This is a genomic window from Stenotrophomonas sp. YJH_SMC_40 (genome assembly GCF_059368615.1).
Map to the genome: position 1 here is coordinate 503,981 of NZ_JCAFRX010000003.1, position 18,539 is coordinate 522,519.

The 18,539-nt window shown below is 66.9% G+C and carries 20 protein-coding genes; 1 reads left to right on the plus strand and 19 read right to left on the minus strand.

Annotated features, from left to right (window positions below; genetic code table 11):
- Window positions 1-30 precede the first annotated feature (30 nt).
- Window positions 31-927, minus strand: a complete 897-nt coding sequence (locus tag AC5P6X_RS08215) for a LysR family transcriptional regulator ArgP (protein WP_049417512.1) — start codon at window positions 925-927, stop codon at window positions 31-33.
- 106 nt (window positions 928-1,033) lie between these two features.
- On the opposite strand from AC5P6X_RS08215, the gene AC5P6X_RS08220 reads away from it, so the two are divergent.
- Entirely contained in the window at window positions 1,034-1,654 is a 621-nt protein-coding gene (locus AC5P6X_RS08220; protein WP_099605769.1) for a LysE/ArgO family amino acid transporter, read from the plus strand.
- 50 nt (window positions 1,655-1,704) lie between these two features.
- Here AC5P6X_RS08220 and AC5P6X_RS08225 read toward each other — a convergent pair whose 3' ends face one another.
- The 18 genes from AC5P6X_RS08225 to AC5P6X_RS08310 form a co-directional block, all read right to left on the minus strand.
- Entirely contained in the window at window positions 1,705-3,759 is a 2,055-nt protein-coding gene (locus AC5P6X_RS08225) for a TonB-dependent receptor plug domain-containing protein (RefSeq protein WP_329755889.1), read from the minus strand.
- 253 nt (window positions 3,760-4,012) lie between these two features.
- Entirely contained in the window at window positions 4,013-5,482 is a 1,470-nt protein-coding gene (locus AC5P6X_RS08230) for a M23/M56 family metallopeptidase (protein ID WP_329755888.1), read from the minus strand.
- A complete protein-coding gene (locus AC5P6X_RS08235) occupies window positions 5,479-5,862 on the minus strand; it encodes a BlaI/MecI/CopY family transcriptional regulator (RefSeq protein ID WP_005408657.1) in 384 nt (127 codons plus the stop codon). The genes AC5P6X_RS08230 and AC5P6X_RS08235 overlap by 4 nt, the downstream gene beginning before the upstream one ends.
- A 91-nt stretch (window positions 5,863-5,953) precedes the next feature.
- Window positions 5,954-6,745: a type I methionyl aminopeptidase gene (gene map, locus AC5P6X_RS08240; RefSeq protein WP_171039729.1), complete on the minus strand. Its 792-nt coding sequence runs from the start codon at window positions 6,743-6,745 to the stop codon at window positions 5,954-5,956.
- 10 nt (window positions 6,746-6,755) lie between these two features.
- Window positions 6,756-6,968, minus strand: coding sequence for a ParD-like family protein (locus tag AC5P6X_RS08245; protein ID WP_005412680.1), 213 nt, complete (start codon window positions 6,966-6,968; stop codon window positions 6,756-6,758).
- 67 nt (window positions 6,969-7,035) lie between these two features.
- Window positions 7,036-7,395 (minus strand): bleomycin resistance protein, encoded by a 360-nt coding sequence (locus AC5P6X_RS08250; RefSeq protein ID WP_329755886.1) that lies wholly within the window; start codon window positions 7,393-7,395, stop codon window positions 7,036-7,038.
- Between the two features lie 63 nt (window positions 7,396-7,458).
- Window positions 7,459-8,343 carry an arginase family protein gene (locus AC5P6X_RS08255; RefSeq protein WP_005412678.1) on the minus strand — a complete coding sequence of 295 codons (885 nt, stop codon included), beginning with the start codon at window positions 8,341-8,343 and terminating at the stop codon, window positions 7,459-7,461.
- 3 nt (window positions 8,344-8,346) lie between these two features.
- The gene (locus AC5P6X_RS08260; protein ID WP_049451947.1) at window positions 8,347-9,411 is read right to left on the minus strand and encodes a GNAT family N-acetyltransferase; all 1,065 of its coding nucleotides are present in this window, start codon (window positions 9,409-9,411) and stop codon (window positions 8,347-8,349) included.
- 29 nt (window positions 9,412-9,440) lie between these two features.
- Window positions 9,441-10,841: an aspartate aminotransferase family protein gene (locus tag AC5P6X_RS08265; protein WP_049451892.1), complete on the minus strand. Its 1,401-nt coding sequence runs from the start codon at window positions 10,839-10,841 to the stop codon at window positions 9,441-9,443.
- 63 nt (window positions 10,842-10,904) lie between these two features.
- Complete coding sequence (locus tag AC5P6X_RS08270; protein WP_329755885.1) at window positions 10,905-11,621, minus strand: MtnX-like HAD-IB family phosphatase; 717 nt, start codon at window positions 11,619-11,621, stop codon at window positions 10,905-10,907.
- Between the two features lie 174 nt (window positions 11,622-11,795).
- Complete coding sequence (locus tag AC5P6X_RS08275; RefSeq protein ID WP_329755884.1) at window positions 11,796-12,998, minus strand: DegT/DnrJ/EryC1/StrS family aminotransferase; 1,203 nt, start codon at window positions 12,996-12,998, stop codon at window positions 11,796-11,798.
- Between the two features lie 10 nt (window positions 12,999-13,008).
- A complete protein-coding gene (locus AC5P6X_RS08280; protein WP_005408666.1) occupies window positions 13,009-13,407 on the minus strand; it encodes a DMT family transporter in 399 nt (132 codons plus the stop codon).
- Window positions 13,404-13,763 carry an EamA family transporter gene (locus tag AC5P6X_RS08285; RefSeq protein WP_012479558.1) on the minus strand — a complete coding sequence of 120 codons (360 nt, stop codon included), beginning with the start codon at window positions 13,761-13,763 and terminating at the stop codon, window positions 13,404-13,406. Before AC5P6X_RS08285 ends, AC5P6X_RS08280 begins: the two co-directional genes overlap by 4 nt.
- 1 nt (window position 13,764) lies before the next feature.
- Window positions 13,765-14,601, minus strand: coding sequence for an alpha/beta hydrolase (locus AC5P6X_RS08290; RefSeq protein ID WP_065179649.1), 837 nt, complete (start codon window positions 14,599-14,601; stop codon window positions 13,765-13,767).
- A 79-nt stretch (window positions 14,602-14,680) separates the two neighbouring features.
- Window positions 14,681-16,060 carry a sensor histidine kinase gene (locus tag AC5P6X_RS08295; RefSeq protein ID WP_005412674.1) on the minus strand — a complete coding sequence of 460 codons (1,380 nt, stop codon included), beginning with the start codon at window positions 16,058-16,060 and terminating at the stop codon, window positions 14,681-14,683.
- Window positions 16,057-16,740 (minus strand): response regulator, encoded by a 684-nt coding sequence (locus tag AC5P6X_RS08300; protein ID WP_005408670.1) that lies wholly within the window; start codon window positions 16,738-16,740, stop codon window positions 16,057-16,059. Before AC5P6X_RS08300 ends, AC5P6X_RS08295 begins: the two co-directional genes overlap by 4 nt.
- Window positions 16,741-16,872: 132 nt before the next feature.
- The gene (locus AC5P6X_RS08305) at window positions 16,873-18,000 is read right to left on the minus strand and encodes a metallophosphoesterase (RefSeq protein ID WP_049451889.1); all 1,128 of its coding nucleotides are present in this window, start codon (window positions 17,998-18,000) and stop codon (window positions 16,873-16,875) included.
- A gap of 73 nt (window positions 18,001-18,073) precedes the next feature.
- A complete protein-coding gene (locus AC5P6X_RS08310) occupies window positions 18,074-18,523 on the minus strand; it encodes a winged helix-turn-helix transcriptional regulator (RefSeq protein WP_329755883.1) in 450 nt (149 codons plus the stop codon).
- Between the last annotated feature and the right edge of the window lie 16 nt (window positions 18,524-18,539).

Sequence of the window (18,539 nt, forward strand, 5' to 3'; positions counted from 1 at the left end):
AAGCCCGGGTCTGCGGTCATCGGTCTTTCCTCAACGAAGGGTGCCGCTGGCCGCAGTACGCAGCGCCTGGGTGATGTGCTGCAGCGTGCTTGAGCGCACGGCGGCATGCTGCCAGTACAACGGCACATCGAACCAGCGGCGGGGTTCCAGTACCACCACGCGGCCGGCGCGCACAGCGGGCGCGGCCAGGGTTTCCGGGGCCAGGCCCCAGCCGAGTCCGCACGCGGCGGCTTCGACGAAACCGGTGGAGGAGGGCAGGTAGTGTAGCGGCGGCTGCAGCCGCGCGCGGGTCAGGCGACGCACGAAGCGCCACTGCAGTTCATCTTTGCGGTTGAACACCAGCATCGGCGCGCGTGCCAGCGCCGTGGCGTCCATGCCATCGCTGAAGTACTGGCGGGCGAAGCCGGGCGAAGCAATCGCTTGGTAGCGCATGGCGCCGAGCGGGTGTACGTTGCAGCCCTTCACCGGCTGGCTTTCGGCGGTGACCGCACCCAGCACGCTGCCGTCGCGCAGCAACCGCAGGGTGTGGTCCTGGTCGTCCATGCGCAGGTCGAACAGGTAGCCATGGCGCTGGTGCAGGTCGGCGATGGCCGGCACGAACCACGTATCGAGCGAATCATCATTGACCGCCAGCGGGATCGGGGTGCGCGCAGCGTCGCTGCTGCCACGCTCGGGTAGCAGCTCGGCCAATGCCTCGGCCTCCAGCGCCTGCATCGGTCGCACCCGGCGCAGCAGCGCCTCACCGGCGGCGGTGGGGCGGCATGGCGCCTGGCGCACCACCAGCACCTGCCCGAGCCGGTCTTCCAGAGCCTTGATCCGCTGCGACAGTGCTGATGGGCTGATCGACAGGCGGCGTGCCGCAGCCTCGAAGCTGCCTTCCTCCAGCACCGCGGCAAACGCGGCCAGTTGCGGGTGTACCAGGTCCATGCCGGTGCCTCTTCAGTTTTCCTGCACAGGATAAAGAAAAATCAGTTTGTCTAAACAAGGCTGTTGGCCGCACCCTGCGCGTCCCCTCGCTGCCTGGCCTGTCCCGATGTGGATTGCCGCTACCGTCGCCGGCCTCTTCGCGGGCGCCGGCCTGATCATCGCCATCGGCGCACAGAATGCCTTCGTGCTGCGCCAAGGCCTGCAACAACGTCATGTGGGCAGGGTGGTGCTGGCCTGCGCCGGCGCGGATATCGCGTTGATCCTGGCCGGCGGGGGCGGCATGGGCGCGCTGGTGCTGCAGTGGCCGTTGCTGCTGCAGGTGCTGCGTTTCGGTGGCGCGGCCTTCCTGCTCTGGTATGGCCTGCAGGCAGGGTTACGCGCGTGGCGAGGTGGCAGCGCGCTGGCCGCCGCCGAGGCGCAGGGCGGCAGTGGGCGCCAGGTGCTGCTGACCTGCCTGGCTTTCACCCTGCTCAACCCGCACGTCTATCTGGATACGGTGGTGTTGCTGGGCAGCCTGTCCACGCGCTATCCGGGCGATCTGCGCTGGGCCTTCGCCGCGGGTGCCTGCCTCGCCAGCGTGGCCTGGTTCTGCACGCTGGGCTATGGCGCGCGCCTGTTGCAGCCGGTGTTCCGCAGGCCGTCTGCGTGGCGGGTGCTGGATGCTGGCGTGGCGATGTTCATGTTCTGCCTTGCGACGTTGTTGCTGTTGCGTCCTCTATCGCCATGAGTGCGCGGTCGGGTACCGCGCGCTTGAGTCGTACTTCGTGCATACATCGATCACAGCGGGAGCTCCCATTGCAGGCGAAGGCTGGGTACGGAACGTCGGGTGTTGCGAAGTACCTGCGACCCGCCTTCGTCGAAACGCCACTGGCCGGTCTCGATGTCCTGCGCCAACAGGTTCGAGGCGGTCAAGCGCAGCTTGCCGTGCCGCTCGGTCGCGTACTGTGCCCAGGCTTCCAGTTCGCGTCGATAGGACGTGATGTCCAGCTCGCTCAGGCTGTAGCGTATTCTGCCTCCGCTGCGATGGGTGTAGGCCAGGCCGCTGCTCCAGCGCGATGAGATGCGGTAATCGAGCGACGCATTGGCGGTGAATGGCACCTGGTCTTCAATCCGATTGTCAGGCCCGGGAAGATCCCTGACCCGGGAGTGGTTCCAGGTGGCGTTGCCGCGCAGCTCGATATCCGGCCCTCTGCGGTACAGGCGTGCCAGCGGCATCCTGCCATCCATCTCGATTCCCCAGGCCATGGCGCGGGTACCGTTGACCGGCGTCGATACCCAGCGCCCGTCACGTAGCACCGTTTCATTGCGGATCGGTGCATCGATGCGACGCAGGTAGCCGCCGATGCTTCCTTGAGTACCTTCACCGCCGTGCATTTCCCAAGCCGCATCCAGACCCCACGCCAGTTCCGGACGCAGCGATGGATTCCCGATCTCGTCGGGGTTCAGTGGACGGTTGTTGGTAGAGGTGTACGGACGCGGGACCAGCGAGCGCAGCGCTGGTGCGCGGAAGCTGCGGCTCAATGAGACCCGTAGCTGGTCCTTGCCCTTTGCACGCTTCCACAGGCCCTGCAGGACCGGCGTGAACACGCTGGCACGGTGACGCGTGGTGGCGAAATTCCGACCTTCGCTGCGGGTCTGCAGCTGTTCCCAGCGACCGCCGACGTAGAAGGCACTGCGCGCGCCCCAAGGAAACTCATCCTGCGCGTACAGCGCCACGCGATTCAGCCGCGCATCGAAGGAGAGGTCGCTGACCGTCGATGGTTCGCTGGGGGAAGAATGCAATTGCTGCACTCGGGATTCACGCCGCGAGTCCATGCTGCTTTCGGCACCGACCTGCAGTGTATGGCGGCCCCACGCCGGCAGGGTCCACTTCACGCGGGTGGTGCCACCCAGCACGTGCAGCTTCGCATCGGTGCGATCGAAAAGATTATCCTGCTGTGCCTCATCCTGTCCTTGTTCGCGAAAGCGGTAGTCCTCCCGGTTTCCGTCCATTGCCAGGCGCAGGTTCAGGCTGCCTCCATCCGACAGTTCTTTCTTCCACTCTGCACTGACCTGGCCCTGGTCAAGGCGCAGGTGCGTGCGTTGCCGGTAATGGGGAGTGCGTAGTGCCGGGCCCAGCAGCGTGTCCCAATCAATGGTCATGTCGCGACGGAAGTCGGACGCGTCCACCAGGGCCTGCAGCGAAAGGGTGATGTCATCGCTGGTTCTGAACGTCAGTGAGGGCGAGAGCGAAACGCTGTTGCGTTGGCCGGTGGCACGCAGGCGCGATTGTCGATGCAGCAACGGCGTACCAACACCATCCCAGGCGTCCTCTCTGTTGCGTTCCTCCGCCAGGAATGCGCGGGCGGTTGCCGTGGCGGTCAGTGAAACATCACGGTCGAGATTGGAACGGGCCTGCCGCCAGCTCGCTGACGGGGTCATGCGCCCTTGGGTATCCGTCCATGAAACCGTCAGCCGTTGACTGTCTTTTGCAACCGGTGCACGGGTGACGATGTTGAGTGTGCCGGCGATGGCACCCATGCCCTGATCAGCGGAGGGCGCGCGCAGGATTTCGATGCGCTCGATCAGATCGGTGGCCAGTGAGTCCAGGCTGAAACCGGCGGGTGTGCGCTGGCCGTTCAACAGGATCTGCGTGTAGCCCGCGCCCAGGCCGCGTAGTGACACGGTGCCTGGACGGCCCGGTGCGCCGTTCGAAACGCTGACACCGGGCAAGCGCTTGAGTGCCTCCAGCAGGTCGGTATCGCCATGCCGTTGCAGCGCCTCGCGGTCCACCACGATGCGGCTCGCAGTGTCGTCACGGCGAGCGTCGTAGCGCTCGGACTGGACGTGCACTGCATCCAGATCGGTCGTGTTTGAAGGGGAGGGTGTCGTTGGTGGAAGGGCCATGGCATTCGCTGGTCCCATCAGGCAGCCAATGGTGAGCCACACGCCCGCGTGTGGCCGCAGTGTTGTCGGGGAGGGCGAAGATCGACGCATGGTCGTGCGGTTCCTTTGTCACGGCGGGACAGCGGGCCGCAGCAGGTCCTCCCGCGGCCGGGTATCGAAACGATGCATGGAGGGCGGCGGCAGGGCGCCGGTCAGTGCATTACTGCAACCAGTGCTGCGGGTCCACTCGTGTTCCGTTGCGCAGCAGTTCCATGTGCAGGTGTGGGCCGGTAGTGCGCCCGGTGTTGCCGCTGCGGGCGATGGGATCGCCCCTGCGCACCTGCTGGCCTGGCTGTACCGCGAAGTCCTGCAGGTGTGCAAACAGCGACTGCCAGCCACCGCCGTGATCGATCACGACAACCGTGCCGTAGTTCGCACCATCGGGATAGGCGTGCGTGGCAGCGATCACGGTGCCGTCGGCGGGGGCGAGCACGGCGGTGCCACGGCGCGCGGCGAAGTCGGTGCCGTGGTGGGCGCTCTGGCGGAAGTCGGCGACGTGCCCGAACACGCTGGTGACCCGCGCATTGGACAGTGGCATGAAGAATGACGGAGGTGGCAGCGTGGCTTCCACCAGTGTTACCGATGCGATGGGGAGTGGCAGCGTCACGGGCGTCGGTCCTGCCACCACGGTCGCCTGTACGGTGGCCACGCCGACTGTGCAGGCAGAGCCCAGTGCGAGCAGCAGCAGGACGCTGGTGAGGCCTGGGCGGCGACCGTTGTCACCCTTCAGCATGTGCTGCAGGCGCACCTGGTGGCCGCCGAGATCGCGATGGGTGAGGGCGCTGGTCGGCTGCACGGCCGTCGCGTAGCGAAGGGTCTGGACATAGGCGTGGGCCAACAGAAGGCCGTCGTTGGCGGCGCCACCCTCGGCCAGTGCTCGCGCATCGCATTGCAGTTCGGCGGCCAGTTGCATGCGCGCGGCAATGCGTCGAACGAAGGGATTGAACCAGTACAGCGCACCAACAAACCGCATCAGCGCAGCGCGCTGGGGGTCGCGGCGCTGCAGGTGGGCCGCCTCGTGGCCGATGACCAGGCGAAGCGTACGATCAGGCAGGGCCAGGCATGCCGTGGGCAGGATGATCTGCGGCTGCGGCCTGCACAGGGCGAACGGCGTGCCGCTGCCTTCTACAATGCGCAACGCGACGCCTTCCTGCTGAAGCCCCTGCACAGCGTGGTGCGATTGCGGGCCAGGCAACTGCGCAGTCTGCAGCGGGTGGCTGCGGCGTAGCAGGGCCCGCAGCCGGCCGCTGGCCAATGCCCAACGAACGAGGGTCAGCATGACCCCCGCGATATAGACGGTCAGCAGCAGTGGCGTCAGCCAAGCCATCAATGGCTCGGTCGCCGCGAGTGCAGGCAGTTGTTGCACTGGCCGCAGTACGGCGGTGCCGCTGTCCAGCGCAACGGGCAATGCGCTGGCCAGCTTCTGCAACGGTGCCGCCTGCACCGGCAGCAACAGCGCAAGCAAGGGGGGCAGCACGGCACACAACCACGCCCCCAGCCAAAAGCGTGTCGACGCATGTGAAAGCCTGAGCAGCCGCTGCAGCGATTGCGCGCCGTACCAGGCCAGGCCAGCCCCCAGCAGGCTCGCAGCGAGGCTGATCATCCACGGCGCGGTTGATGACAGGCTCATGGCTGGTCCTCGTCATCCTGGAGCAGCAGCGCCTGCAGTTGCTCGATTTCCTTGTCGCTCAGCAGGCGGCTTTCGGCGAATGCCTGGGTCGGCAGCGGCCCGTCGATCTCCAGTACGCGACGAGCGAAGTCGGCACTGAGTGCGGCCAGGGTGGCCACCTTGCCGACCTTGGCACTGTAGACATTCAGACCGTGCTGGCTGCCCTCTTTCACCAGGCCCTTGTCGACCATCCGTTCCAGCGTCTTGCGCGTGGACGAGTACGACCAGTCCAGTGCGGCAGCTGCCGCGTTGTGCAATTCACGCGCGCTGCAGGCGCCGTCGCGCCACAGGCACTTCAACAACTCCAGTTCGGCGTTCGAAGGTGTTGGGACGCGGGGCATGGTCAGACCTGTGCGTGCGATTGATGTCGTGAGTGTGCGACAGATGTCGCACGCCATGCAAGAGGCACATCAAGGCGCGGAGGTGCTGAGGTCAGCCGGTCGCCATCCGGTCGATGGCGCACAACGGTGTCTCGCCGGGGCGCAGGGTCAGCACGCGCACGCCGCTGCCGGTGACCGCGACGGTATGCTCGAACTGCGCCGACAGCTTGCCGTCGCGGGTGTAGACCGGCCATTCGTCCGGCTGCTGGCGGATGGCCGGCTTGCCCTGGTTGAGCATCGGCTCGATGGTGAACACCATCCCTTCTTCCAGCACCATGCCGGTGTTGGGATGCCCGTAGTGCAGGATCTGCGGTTCCTCATGCATCTCCTGGCCGATGCCGTGGCCGCAGTACTCCTTCACCACGCTGTAGCCGTGGCTGCGTGCGTGGCGGGCGATGGCGTGGCCGATATCGCCCAGGCGTGCGCCGGGGCGCACCGCGGCGATGCCTTTCCACATCGCCTGGTAGGCGGTCTGCACCAGCCGGCGCGCGGCGTAGTCGACCTCACCGACCAGGTAGGTGGTGCTGGAGTCGGCGATGTAGCCGTTCTTTTCCAGGGTGATGTCGAGGTTGACGATCTGGCCGTTGCGCAGCACGTCGGTGGTGCTGGGCACGCCGTGGCAGATGACGTTGTCGATCGAGGTATTGAGCACATACGGGAAGCCGTACTGGCCCTTGCTGGCCGGCCGTGCCTGCAGCTCATCGACGATCATGCGCTCGACGAATTCGTTGATCTCCATCGTGCTGCGGCCCTGCAGCGGCAGCTGGTCGAGCGCGGCGAACACCTGCGCCAGCAGGCGCCCGGATTCGGCCATCAACGCGATTTCGTCGGGGCGCTTGATGATGCCCATCGGCTCAGACCTGGCCCGGGGGCAGCAGCGGCGGCTGCACGCCGGCCGCGCGCAGCTCGCTGGCGACGATGTCCTGGAAGCTCAGCGTCGGGTTCAGCTCGCAGAGCATGCCGACCCGGATCCAGAAGTTGGCCTGGGCGTTGATCGAGCGGCTGGAGACGGTACAGGCACGGCGCAGCTGGTCGTGCAGGGTGTCATCGATGTTGACGATGCCCATGGATGGCCTCGAAGTATGAATATACGAAGCGTATATGTTTCGTATATCCATCTCAAGCCAACGTCATTCAGTCGGTGTGGGTGGCGAAGCGCAGCCGGTTGCCATCGGGGTCGCGCAGCAGCATTTCGCGGGTGCCCCATTCGGTGTCATGCGGGGGCTGCTCGATCGGCATGTTGGCGGCACTGAAGGCGCGGTGTAGGTTGTCGACGTCGTCGACGATGAAGTACACCGCGCCGCCGACCTCGCAGTCGCCGCTGTGTTCGGTGAGGAAGATCGTCTGGCCGTCGCGGGTGAGCTGGGCGAACAGTGGGAAGCCGGGTTCGAAGCGGTGTTCCCAGTCGACCACGAAACCCAGCCCCTGCACGTAGAACGGCAGGGTGGTGTCGGCGTGGCGCATGCGCAGTTGCGGGATGACGGTCTGGGGCATGGCGAGGGCTCCGGGACGGGAGTCCAGTGTAGTGCCGGCCGCTGGCCGGCATTACCGACGCGGTCAGCAGGCCGTCGGTACGGCAGCGATTGCCGCCAGCAGTTCGCGGTTCACCTGCTGGTGACGCGCCTGCCAGGCAGGAAGATCTTCGGCGCTGATGTCCGGTTGGCCATCCAGCGACGACAACCAGCGCTTGAAGCGACTCTGGTAGTTGGCCAGCGACACTTCCCCGGTGATGTCACTGCCGACCAGGCCGCCGGCACGCAGCGCCTCGATCACCACCAGTGCGTCTTCCAGCTGGAATCGGCCCTGGTCCCAGTTGCTGCGCGCGACGTCCTCGGCGAACACGTCCTTGTCGATCGACAGGTAGGTCGGCTGCGGCGACTTGGCCTGTTCGGCAGCGAACGCGGCGACCAGTCCCTCCGGATGCTCGAAGCGTCGGAATGCACGGCCCATGCCGAGGCGATGGCCCCAGCTGACATCCACGTCCATGCACCAGTACGTCAAGCGACCGCCCAGCAGCGGGCGCCAGTGGTTCTCCCAGGCATGGCCGAGGCCGATGTCGCTGGAGGTAATGCCGAGCACATGGATGTGCGAGATCTGCGGCAGCTTGCTGGCTGCATTCACCCATGAGCCACAATGCATGCCGAACGGAAAACGCATGTTGTCCGGATGGTTGTCCAGCACTACCAGCTGGAACGGCGCCTGTGTGCGCATGCGGCACAACAGCGGCAGGCTGAGATGATGGAAGTCGCCACTGCCCAGCATCACGGTGCCGAGCTGCGCGGGCAGCGGCGCCAGCACTTCGGCGGCGAAACGGTGCAGGGTGGCAGTGCTGCAGGCGAAGCGCAGCGGGTCGTGCCACTGCGGCAGGGCCAGGGTCTGCGCCTGGGGCAGCGGCAGCACGCCACCGTCCAGGTCGAGGATCAACGGAGAACGCAACGGCATCGTTCAACCGCCTCCATCAGGTTCGCCCTGCAGATGCGGCGCCAGCTTGCGCAGGGCAGTGCGCAGCAGCGGGGAACGGGCGTGGATCGCGTGCCGGGTGGAGGTGAAGCGGGCGCCCAGTTCGGCCTTGATCCGCGAGTCGGTCCAGCCGGCCACGTAGTGGCTCAGGCCATGCAGCAGCGCGTACTCGAGGTTGTGCATCCAGCTCACCGCGTACAGGTTGTGCTCGCGTGACTGCGGGTAGGCCAGACCGATGTACTTGTCCACCAGCTTTCCGGCGTGGATGTAGCACAGGTTCCAGCCGATCAGCTGACCTTGGTGGCGGTACAGGAACATTCGTCCCTGGCCCTGGCTGTCGGCCAGCAGGTACTGGAAATAGGTCAGGTCGAGCTGGTCGAAATGCACCGCGCTCTGCGCATACACGCCCAGGTACAGCGCATACAACTCGGCCTGCAGCCGTGGGTCGGCCAAGGCGGGATCACCGGTGGCGATGCAGTCGACCTGCAGGTCATCACGCGAACGGAGCTTGCGCCGGATGTTCTTGCGGCGCGAGGGCGACAGGCGGCCGAGGTAGCCATCGAGCGAATCGAAATCGATCGCCACCCAGGCAAGCGGCATGCCTTCCAGTTCAACGAAGCCGCGCGCCAGCAAGGCCTGCAGGAACGCCGCGCTGTGCGCATTGGCCGCGTCGTCCAGCAGCGGTGAATCGATGGCCAGGTCCTTGACCACCAGCAGCCGGGTATCGCCGATCGCGTGACGCGTCACGTCCTCGGCCAGCGCCTCAGGCGCGATGTGTGCCGGCAACGGGGTGTACTCGGTGCTGGTGGCACCGACGAAACGGGTCTTCCAGGTGATCCATGGCCGCCACAGGCGCGACAGCGGCAGGCCGAGCAGCCTGCCGCGCAGTTCGTCGTCCATTGTAGTGGTCAGGTCCAGCGGCGCACGGAAGGTCGGCAGGCCGCTGGGAAGGCGGCCTGCCTCGAATCCGAGCGGCGGGTGGGCCAGGAAGCCCTCCAGCAGCGCGGCCGGTTCCAGCGCGGTGCTGGATGCGCGTGACGTCATTTCCATCGGCACGGGAACCGGCAGCCCATCCAACCTCAGCCCTTGGCCTTGGTCAGCGCCTGGTTGAGCAGGGTGATCGCCAGGTCGATCTCTTCGTAGCTGATGTCCAGCGACGGCGCGAAGGTGATCACGTTCTTGTACCAGCCACCCACGTCGAGCACGAGGCCCATGCGCTTGCCGTCGTGCAGGAGGTCACCGGCCAGGCCGATGTCGACCATGCGGTCCAGCAGTTCCTTGTTCGGGGTGTAGCCGTCGGCCTGGCAGATTTCGGCGCGCAGGGCCAGGCCCAGGCCGTCGACGTCGCCGATTTCCGGGTGGCGCTTCTGCAGGCCACGCAGGCCGTCCAGGAAGTACGCGCCCTTTTCCGGCACGGTGCGCTCGTAGTCCATTTCCTTGCCCAGCTTCAACACTTCCAGGCCCAGGCGGGTGCCCAGCGGGTTGGAGTTGAAGGTGGAGTGGGTGGAACCCGGCGGGAACACGGTCGGGTTGATCAGCTCTTCGCGTGCCCACAGGCCGGACAGCGGGTTCAGGCCGTTGGTCAGCGCCTTGCCGAACACCAGCACGTCCGGGGTCACGCCGAAGTGCTCGATCGACCACAGCTTGCCGGTACGCCAGAAGCCCATCTGGATCTCATCGACCACCATCAGGATGCCGTACTTGTCCAGCACGCGCTTGAGGCCGGTGAAGAAGTTGCGCGGCGGAATGACGTAGCCGCCGGTGCCCTGGATCGGCTCGACGTAGAACGCGGCGTACTCGGCCTGGCCGACCTTGGGGTCCCACACGCCGTTGTACTCGCTTTCGAAAAGGCGCTCGAACTGCCACACGCAGTGGTCGGAATACTCGTCCGGGGTCATGCCCTTCGGGCGACGGAAGGGGTACGGGAACGGGATGAACATCGCGCGCTCGCCGAAGTGGCCGTAGCGGCGGCGGTAGCGGTAGCTGGAGGTGATCGACGAGGCACCCAGGGTGCGGCCGTGGTAGCCGCCTTCGAAGGCGAACATCAGGCTCTTGCCGCCGCGCGCGTTGCGCACGATCTTCAGCGAGTCTTCAATGGCCTGCGCGCCGCCGACATTGAAATGCACGCGACCGTCGAGGCCGAATTTCTCGTGCATGTCCACGGCAATGGTCTTGGCCAGCTGCACGCGGGTCGGATGCAGGTACTGGCTGGCGACCTGCGGCAGGGTGTCGATCTGGTCCTTCAGCGCGTCATTCAGGCGCTTGTTGCTGTAGCCGAAGTTGCAGGCCGAGTACCACATCTGCAGATCGAGGTAGGGCACGCCCGCACCGTCGAACATGTAGCTGCCTTCGCCGCGCTGGAAGATCTTCGGCGGGTCGACGTAGTGGACGGTATCGCCGAAGGAGCTGTAGCGGGCTTCGTCGGCCAGCAGCTGCGCGTCGGAGGCAGCGGCGTCGGCGTTCTTGTCAAAAATGTTCATGCAGTTCGGTTCCGTGAAGGACGTTCGAAAGGGGCGACGGGGGAGCGTGCTTGGAGGGAGTGCTCAGGCGGTGGCCAGCAGCGGGGGCAGTGCGGCGGGCTGCGGACGGGCGTCGATGCGACGTGGCTGCAGCAGGCTGCCATCGAGCAGGCGCGGCAACAGTGCGACTGCATCGTGGAAGGTGTCGATGGCGGCATGCTCGATGCCGGCATTCGTGCAATGGGTAATCAGGCTGCGCTTGGCGAACACGAAGTCGGCGTCTTCTGACACACAGAAATCCGAGCTGCCGTCACCGATCATCAGCACGCGCGGTGCTTCGTTGGCGCGCGCCTGCGCGGCGCAGGTGCACTTGCAGGTGCCACTGCGGCAGCCTTCGGCCTGGTAGGGCGACTCCAGTTCCCAATGGTCTTCGCACCAGCGCAGGTGGTTGGCCACCACCGGCAGCTGCGACAGGCCGTGGTTGGCCAGGATGCGGTGGATCGCATAGTCCAGGCCGTCACTGACGATGCGCAGCGGCAGGCCCAGCTGTTCGGCACGGCTGACAAAGGCGGCGAAGCCCGGATCGATCTGTACCTGGTCCAGATGGGCGTCGAGCGTGGCCGGGTCCAGCTTCAGCAGCCGCACCTGGCCCTGCATGCATTCACGCGAGCCGATCTTTCCCGCTTTCCACTGATCTTCCAGTTCCTGCCAGCCCGGCTGGCCGTACTTTTCCAGCAGCGAGTCGATGACATCTTCGAGGCTGATGGTGCCGTCGAAGTCACACAGGATGCTCCAGTGCATGGGCAGGTCCGTCGATGAAAGAAACGCCCGGCCCGATGCCGGGGCAGGCTCAATGTAGGCAGGCCGCCTTTCTCGTTCCTTTCCTGTTGAAAGGCTCTTCTGACAGGCTGGGAAAACGTTCAGGAAGGTGCATGGATGAATGCGCGGAGGGCAGGCCACGCGTGCACGTTCGGGTCAGGCGCGGGCCAGGACCTGCAGTATTTCGGCAGTCTCTTCGCGGGTCTGCCAGGCGCTGTTGCCAAGGGTCAGCATGCGTGCGGCGAAGTCGCGTGCATTGGGCATGTCGTCCTGCGGCACGATGCCGCGCAGGTACGCGTAGCCGGGCAGGGCATGGATGAACATGCGGCTGGCGCCGAGACCACGTGGCCACAGGTCTTTCAGCACGGCATCGCGGGCGCGCTGGCTGGGCAGCAGCAGCATCAGCAATGGCCAGGTGCCACCGCTACCGGCGAGGCCGTCGACCACCTCAACGGCTGGCAGCTGTGCCAGCTGCACGCGCAGCTGCAACGCACGCAGGCGACCGGCCTGCAGGAACGCCGGCAAGCGCCGCGCGGCATGCGCGCCGATGTTCTGCCGCCAGTGGCTGACCCGGTGCTGCGGTATATCAAGCGGGAAAATGTCGCCGACCGCTTCTTCCAGATCGTCGCGTTGAAGCGCACTGCGCAATGGATTGCCATACACCAGCGACAGCAGCGAAGGGCGATAGCAGGCAGCAAGGCCGATCAACTGCACGCTGCGCAGCAGCTCCCAGCGCAGGCTGGAGCGAACGTGCTGGACGGCATGTTCGGCCAGCGCAGCACGCAGTTCGTCGTCACGGCTGACCAGCAGGCCGCCTTCATGCAGGCTCAGGCCCTTGCCGGCAGCCAGGCTGAAGAATCCGATATCGCCACGCAGGCCGACACTGGTGTTGCCAACGCGTGCGCCGAGCGCCTGCGCGGCATCCTCGATCACCCAGGCGCCGGCGCCGCGCGCAACCTCGCAGGCCAGCTCGACATCGGCGATGCGCCCGCCCAGGTGAGTGGGCAGGATCGCCAGCGTGCGTGCATCGGCCAGGCGCTTGAGCTGGCCAGGGTCGAAATCGAAGTGGCCATGACGGGTGTCGCACAATTGCGCGCGCAGGCCCAGGCTGTGCACCGCGATCGGCACCAGCGGGCAGGTATAGGCCGGCATGATCACGGTGTCGCGCCTTGGCGCGCGCTTGCGCAGCGTACGCAGCGCGATCAGCAGTGCGTGCGTGCCGGAACAGGTCAGCTGCAGTGGCGGTGTGCCGAGCTGGCTGGCCAGGACTTCGCGCAGGTCGCCACCACCGGGCAGGAAATCGCTGGCCTGAATCGGCAGGCCAGCGGTAGGTGGCAGTTCGCGCGCGAACAGGCTCATCGCAGCCCACTCACGACGCGCTTTCGGCGGGACTGTGCGGGTCGTCCGCTTCAGCGCGGCCGAGGCAGACGATGCCGGCCACGATCAGTACCGCACCGAGCAGATGGTGCAGGGTCAGTGGCTCGTTCAACAGCCACGCCGACAGCAGCAGCACGCTGATCACTTCCAGGTGCGAGGCCGCGAACGCCGGGCCGATCGGCGCATGGCGCAGCAGGCTCATCCAGGTGAAGAACGCACCCACGTAGCCGAGGATGGCGCCATACACCCACGGCTGCGACAGCACGCGCAGCAGCCAGGCGGTGTTGGCCTCGACCGGCAGCGCGGCGTCACCGGCGTACTTGAAGCACAGCTGGGCCAGCGTGTCGAAGGCCATCAGCAGCGGGAAACCGATCACATACAGGCGCCTCATGAGCCGGCCCCCACCACCGCCACGCCCGCGGTGACCAGCAGCATGCCGGTCACCCGCAGCGGCGTGAGCTTCTCGCGGAACAGGAAACGACCGGCGATCATCAACGCAACGATGTTGATCGAGCCCAGCAGCACGCCCTTGGACAGCGGCACCAGCGACAGGAACGCAATCCAGGCCACGAACTCGAGCACGTAGCAGGCGATGCCGATCCACAGCCAGGGGCGGCTGAGCATGTGTTTCCAGCGTTGCAGTCCTTCGCCTTCCTGCGGGTCGCTGGCGGCGGCCTTGAAGGCGAGCTGGCCACCGGTATCGAGTACCACATTGGCCAGCCACAGCAGGGTGGCGAGTGCCCCCATCTCAGGCCACCGCCTTGAGCACGCCCGTGCGTTCACCGATCTCGGTGAAAAAGCGCGCGCTGCGACGGATCACATCGCGGCGTTCGCGATCGATGGTGATCATGTGGTAGCTGTCTTCCAGCACCACCAGTTCCTTCGGGCCGCTGACCCGCGACATCACCAGCTCGGCGTTGCCCATGCTGGCCACATCGTCTTCGCGGGCGTGCATCACCAGGCACGGTGCGGTGACCTGGTGCAGGTGGCGGCGGGTCCACTGGCTCAGCGCACGCATCTCGGCCAGCGCATGCCAGGGGTTGCCCGGCAGGCCGGCGGCGGCGCTGTCGCCGGACAGCATTGCGGCGCTGACCTGCGCGCGCAGGCGCTCGTCGCGCAGGCCGTACGGCGGTTCTTCCATGAACATGCGGTCGCGGCCGATGTTGAAGCGCTTGAACCACGGCAGCAGGAACGAGAAGCGGGCCACGGCGGGAATGTTCCAGCCGTCGTAACGGAAAGTGGCGCCGTACACGCCCACGCCGGATACCCACTCCGGGCGACGTGCCGCCAACGCCAGCGAGAGTACCGCGCCCATCGACAGGCCACCCACGAACAGCTGGTCGACCTTGCCGCGCAGGGCGGCCGCCGCATCTTCCACGCCCTGGTACCACTGTTCCCAGGTGGTCGCCAGCAGGTCATCCACGGTGCCGCAATGGCCGGGCAGCTGCACGCCGTGCACCGTGAAGCCGGCATTGTTCAAGCCCTTGCCAAGCATGCGCATTTCCGCCGGGGTGCCGGTCAGGCCATGGACCAGCAGCACGCCCTGGGGGCCACCGGGGAGGAAGAAGTCGTGCGATTCGGTCACCTGGCGGCTCCGGGACGGCAGTGGGGATGGCAGGATCGCAAGCGCGATTTTCACCAGCCTTTCAGCGCGCCGGGCCGGGTCAGGGGGCCTTCAGCAGCGGCAGCGTGATGGCGACCTTGAGCCCCCCGCCCGGGCGGTTGAGGAAGCTCAGGCGGCCGCCGAAGTGCTCTACCGCCTCGTGCGCGATGGCCAGGCCGAGGCCGGTGCCGCTGGCAGCGGTGCCCGGCGCCCGGAAGAAGCGCTCGCCCAGCCGTGGCATCACGTCGTCGGGCACGCCGGGGCCGTTGTCTTCCACATAGAGTTCGACATCATTGTCGTCCAGCGCGTGCACGCCCACCGTGACGGTGGCATTGCGGCCGGCATAACGCAGGGCGTTGTCGATCAGGTTGTCCAGCGCCTCCTGCAGCATGGCGCCGTTGCCGAGCACACGCAGCGGATGGGGGCTGCCGCGGTAGCCGAGGTCGATGCCATCGCGGATCGCCTCCGGCACGCGCATGCCAACCCACTGCGGCACCAGCTCGCACAGGTCCAGTGCTTCCACGGTATCGGGCACGGTCTGCGCCCGGCTCAGCGCCAGCAGCTGGGTGCTGACCCGGGCAGTGCGCTGGTTGAGCCGGCGGATGTGCTGCAGCGCCTCGCGCACCGTATCGGGGTCACCGTGTGCCAGCGCCTGGTCCACGTGCAGGGCCATGCCCGCCAGCGGCGAACGCAGCTGGTGCGCGGCATCGGCAATGAAGCGGTTCTGCAGGGTGATCATTTCCGCCTGGCGGGCAAACAGATCGTCGATGGTGCTGATCAGTGGCTGGATCTCCTCCGGTACGTCGGCGTCGGAGATCGGTGCCAGTTCGCCACGGCGCTGCGCCAGGCGGGTCCTCAGCGGCGTGAGGATGCGCAGGCCGTAGGTCACGCCGAACCAGACCAGTGCTGCGGTGCCCAGCGCCAGCATGGTCATCAGCGGGATGATGATCATCAGGATCTCGCGCGCGCGCTGTCGGCGGTCGGCCATGCTCTCGGCCACGGTCACCGCCAGCTGGTCCTGCGGATCGTTCATCGCCTGCGTGCAGACCGTGGCCATGCGCACCTGCTGGCCATTGAGGTTGCCGTCGTACAGCGCCGGATGCACGCCGGTGCAGTCCTGAGAAGGGGCATACGGGCTGAAGTCGGCATTGCCGCTGAGCGTACCCATGCGGCTGCTGTCGACGTTGAAGTAGCGATGGCCGTCGGGGTCGTACTCGATCAGGAAGCGCGCCTGCGGCGACAGGTCGCTGGTCACCGGCATGGTGCTCAGCATCTGCGCGAACGAATGCGTGTCGTCGATCAGGTTGCGGTCGTGGATGCGGTTGGAATAGTCCAGCGCAACGTAGTAGGCCAGGATCGTGTTGAAGGTGAGCAGACCCAGCATCGGCAGCGCCAGGAAGGCGAGCAGGCGCCGGCGCAGGCTGGGCGGTCCACTGATCACGGGGTGCTGTCGTCCTGCGCGTCTTCCAGCATGTAGCCCAGCCCGCGCACGGTGCGGATGCCCATGCCGCCGGGCTGCAGCTTGCGGCGCAGGCGGTGCAGGGCGATGTCCAGGCCGTTGTCGGTCAGGTCCTGGCCCCAGTCGCACAGCGCTTCCACCAACTGCGCGCGTGACACGATGCGCTCGGCGCGCACTGCCAGTGCCGACAGCAGGCCGAACTCGCGTGCGGTCAGTTCCAGCGACTGGTCGTCGATCCACACCCGATGCCCGGCCAGGTCGATGCGAAGGCGGCCGATGCGCAGGTCCGGGTTGCCATTGCTGGTGACCCGGCGCAGCTGGGCGCGCACGCGCGCTTCGAACTCGTCCAGCGCGAACGGCTTGACCAGGTAGTCATCGGCACCCAGGTCGAGCACACGCACGCGCTCGGCCAGGCCGTCACGGGCGGTCACCACCAGCACTGCGAGGCCATCACCGCGCTGGCGCAGGCGCTGCAGCACGTCGCGGCCATCCAGCTGCGGCAGCCCCAGGTCCAGTACCAGCAGCGCGTACTGCGTCGAGCCCAGTGCAGCATCGGCGTGCGCACCGTTGTCGACGTGGTCGACCACGTGCCCCTGCCGGCGCAGCGAGGCGCACAGGCCGGAGGCGATATCCGGGTCGTCTTCAGCAATCAGAACGCGCATGCGCGGGGCTCCTGTAACGGTCAGGCCCACCGGATGGACGGGGGTGGGCCTCTCGGCTGCCGAGGGTAGCCGCAAACCGACTGCAGGTGGAGCGCGTCGGCACCTCCCGGCACCGTCGCGCTGTCCCTCCATTCAGTCCTGCAGGCCCGGCTCACCGAGCGCCAGCGGCACCCGCGAACCATCCAGCAGGCCACGGCTGAGCTTGCCACCCTCGATGAACAGCAGTTCGCCGTTCTCGCCGTTCTTGATGCTGCTGTCGATGGCGATCACGCGGTCGCCGTGGAAGCTGCTGACGTGCGGCATCGAGGTATGGCCAACCACGATGCGCTTGAGCTGCAGGCGGTCGAGCACAGCCTGCACACCCGCGGTGTCGAGGCGGCCATCGAAATAGCCGCGGTACCAGATCGGGCTGGTCTTGCCGTCATACAGCGGTGCGGTGGCCGGGTCGGCCTTCACTTCGGCCTTGGGCAGGCCCAGCGAGGCCTGATAGGCCGCGTTGGTGCGTGCCGGGTCCAGCGCCAGCTGCACCGCCTCGGGCGAGATGCCGCCGTGCAGGAACAGGGTATCGCCGATCTTCAGCAGCACCGGGCGGGTGCGCAGCCACTGGCCGATCACCGAGTCGGCGCCATACAGCTGCGGGTAGCTGCGGCCGAGCAGCTGGGCGCTGCGCAGGTATTTCGGGTTGACGTAGCGCAGGTCGTCGTACAGCACCATGGTCTCGTGGTTGCCGAGCACGAAGTGCACCGCGCCGCCGGCGGCGGCCGCCTGCTGCTGCAGGCCATACAGCAGCCAGAAGGCTTCGGTTACCTGCGGGCCGCGGTCGAACACATCGCCGGCGATGACCAGGGTGTCCTTGCCCAGCGCCCAGCGGTCCTGTGCGTCGATGACCTTGTGGGCACGCAGCAGGCGCACCAGCAGCCCGTACTGGCCGTGGATGTCGGACAGCGCCACGATGCGCGGCACGGCCGGCAGCACGGAGACCGACGGAGCATTCGGGGCGGCCACGTGCACGCTGTGTTCGTAGCCGCAACGCGGGGTGATGTCGGTGCCTGCGGCCTGCGTGGCAAGTGTGTGCGACTCGACCTTGTCGTCGCAGATCCATCTGGCCTGCAGCTGGTTGCCCTGGCGGAACACATAGGGTCCATCGGCCTGTACGTGGTCGGCGGGCGCGGCAACCTCGCGGGCCTGCGTGGTTGCTGTGGCGCAGGCCAGCAGCGGCAACAGCAGGGCGGTCAGCAGGGAAGGGCGACAGCGCGACATCGGCGGCATCCAGCGGCGGAAAGATCCGATGCTAACCGGCGCGGGCGTCCGTCGGTGTGCGCGAATGGGCGGATCAGGTGTCGCGCCCGTCGTCCTTGAGCTTGCGCACGCGGGTGGCAGTGGGCTGAAGCGGCTGGCCATCGCGCCCGCGCGGCTGCATGTAGGGCAGCGGCCGCCGCGTCGCCAATTCGATCAGCTGCGAATGGCCTTCGCCTGCACCGAAGCGATGGCGCTCTCCCCACTGGCGCAGTGCGACCAGCAGCGGGAACAGTTCCAGGCCTTCGGCGGTGAGCACGTACTCCTGGTAGGCCGATCCATCGGAGGCTGGCTGCAGCTGCAGGATGCCGGCCTCGACCAGCCGGCGCAGGCGGTCGCTGAGGATGTTGCGCGCCGCGCCGAGGCTGCGCTGGAAATCACCGAAGCGGGTGATGCCGTCGAACGCGTCGCGGATCACCAGCAATGCCCAGCGGTCACCGAGCAGGTCGGCACTGCGGGCTACAGGGCAGGGGCTGTCGGCGTGCATGCTGGGTATCTCCGAA

Coding starts and splice junctions, on each gene's coding strand:
- AC5P6X_RS08215 (WP_049417512.1), bottom strand. CDS start 927: ATGGACCTGGTACACCCGCAACTGGCCGCGTTTGCCGCGGTGCTGGAG.
- AC5P6X_RS08220 (WP_099605769.1), top strand. CDS start 1,034: ATGTGGATTGCCGCTACCGTCGCCGGCCTCTTCGCGGGCGCCGGCCTG.
- AC5P6X_RS08230 (WP_329755888.1), bottom strand. CDS start 5,482: ATGAGCCTGTCATCAACCGCGCCGTGGATGATCAGCCTCGCTGCGAGC.
- AC5P6X_RS08235 (WP_005408657.1), bottom strand. CDS start 5,862: ATGCCCCGCGTCCCAACACCTTCGAACGCCGAACTGGAGTTGTTGAAG.
- AC5P6X_RS08245 (WP_005412680.1), bottom strand. CDS start 6,968: ATGGGCATCGTCAACATCGATGACACCCTGCACGACCAGCTGCGCCGT.
- AC5P6X_RS08250 (WP_329755886.1), bottom strand. CDS start 7,395: ATGCCCCAGACCGTCATCCCGCAACTGCGCATGCGCCACGCCGACACC.
- AC5P6X_RS08255 (WP_005412678.1), bottom strand. CDS start 8,343: ATGCCGTTGCGTTCTCCGTTGATCCTCGACCTGGACGGTGGCGTGCTG.
- AC5P6X_RS08260 (WP_049451947.1), bottom strand. CDS start 9,411: ATGGAAATGACGTCACGCGCATCCAGCACCGCGCTGGAACCGGCCGCG.
- AC5P6X_RS08265 (WP_049451892.1), bottom strand. CDS start 10,841: ATGAACATTTTTGACAAGAACGCCGACGCCGCTGCCTCCGACGCGCAG.
- AC5P6X_RS08270 (WP_329755885.1), bottom strand. CDS start 11,621: ATGCACTGGAGCATCCTGTGTGACTTCGACGGCACCATCAGCCTCGAA.
- AC5P6X_RS08275 (WP_329755884.1), bottom strand. CDS start 12,998: ATGAGCCTGTTCGCGCGCGAACTGCCACCTACCGCTGGCCTGCCGATT.
- AC5P6X_RS08280 (WP_005408666.1), bottom strand. CDS start 13,407: ATGAGGCGCCTGTATGTGATCGGTTTCCCGCTGCTGATGGCCTTCGAC.
- AC5P6X_RS08285 (WP_012479558.1), bottom strand. CDS start 13,763: ATGGGGGCACTCGCCACCCTGCTGTGGCTGGCCAATGTGGTACTCGAT.
- AC5P6X_RS08300 (WP_005408670.1), bottom strand. CDS start 16,740: ATGCGCGTTCTGATTGCTGAAGACGACCCGGATATCGCCTCCGGCCTG.
- AC5P6X_RS08305 (WP_049451889.1), bottom strand. CDS start 18,000: ATGTCGCGCTGTCGCCCTTCCCTGCTGACCGCCCTGCTGTTGCCGCTG.
- AC5P6X_RS08310 (WP_329755883.1), bottom strand. CDS start 18,523: ATGCACGCCGACAGCCCCTGCCCTGTAGCCCGCAGTGCCGACCTGCTC.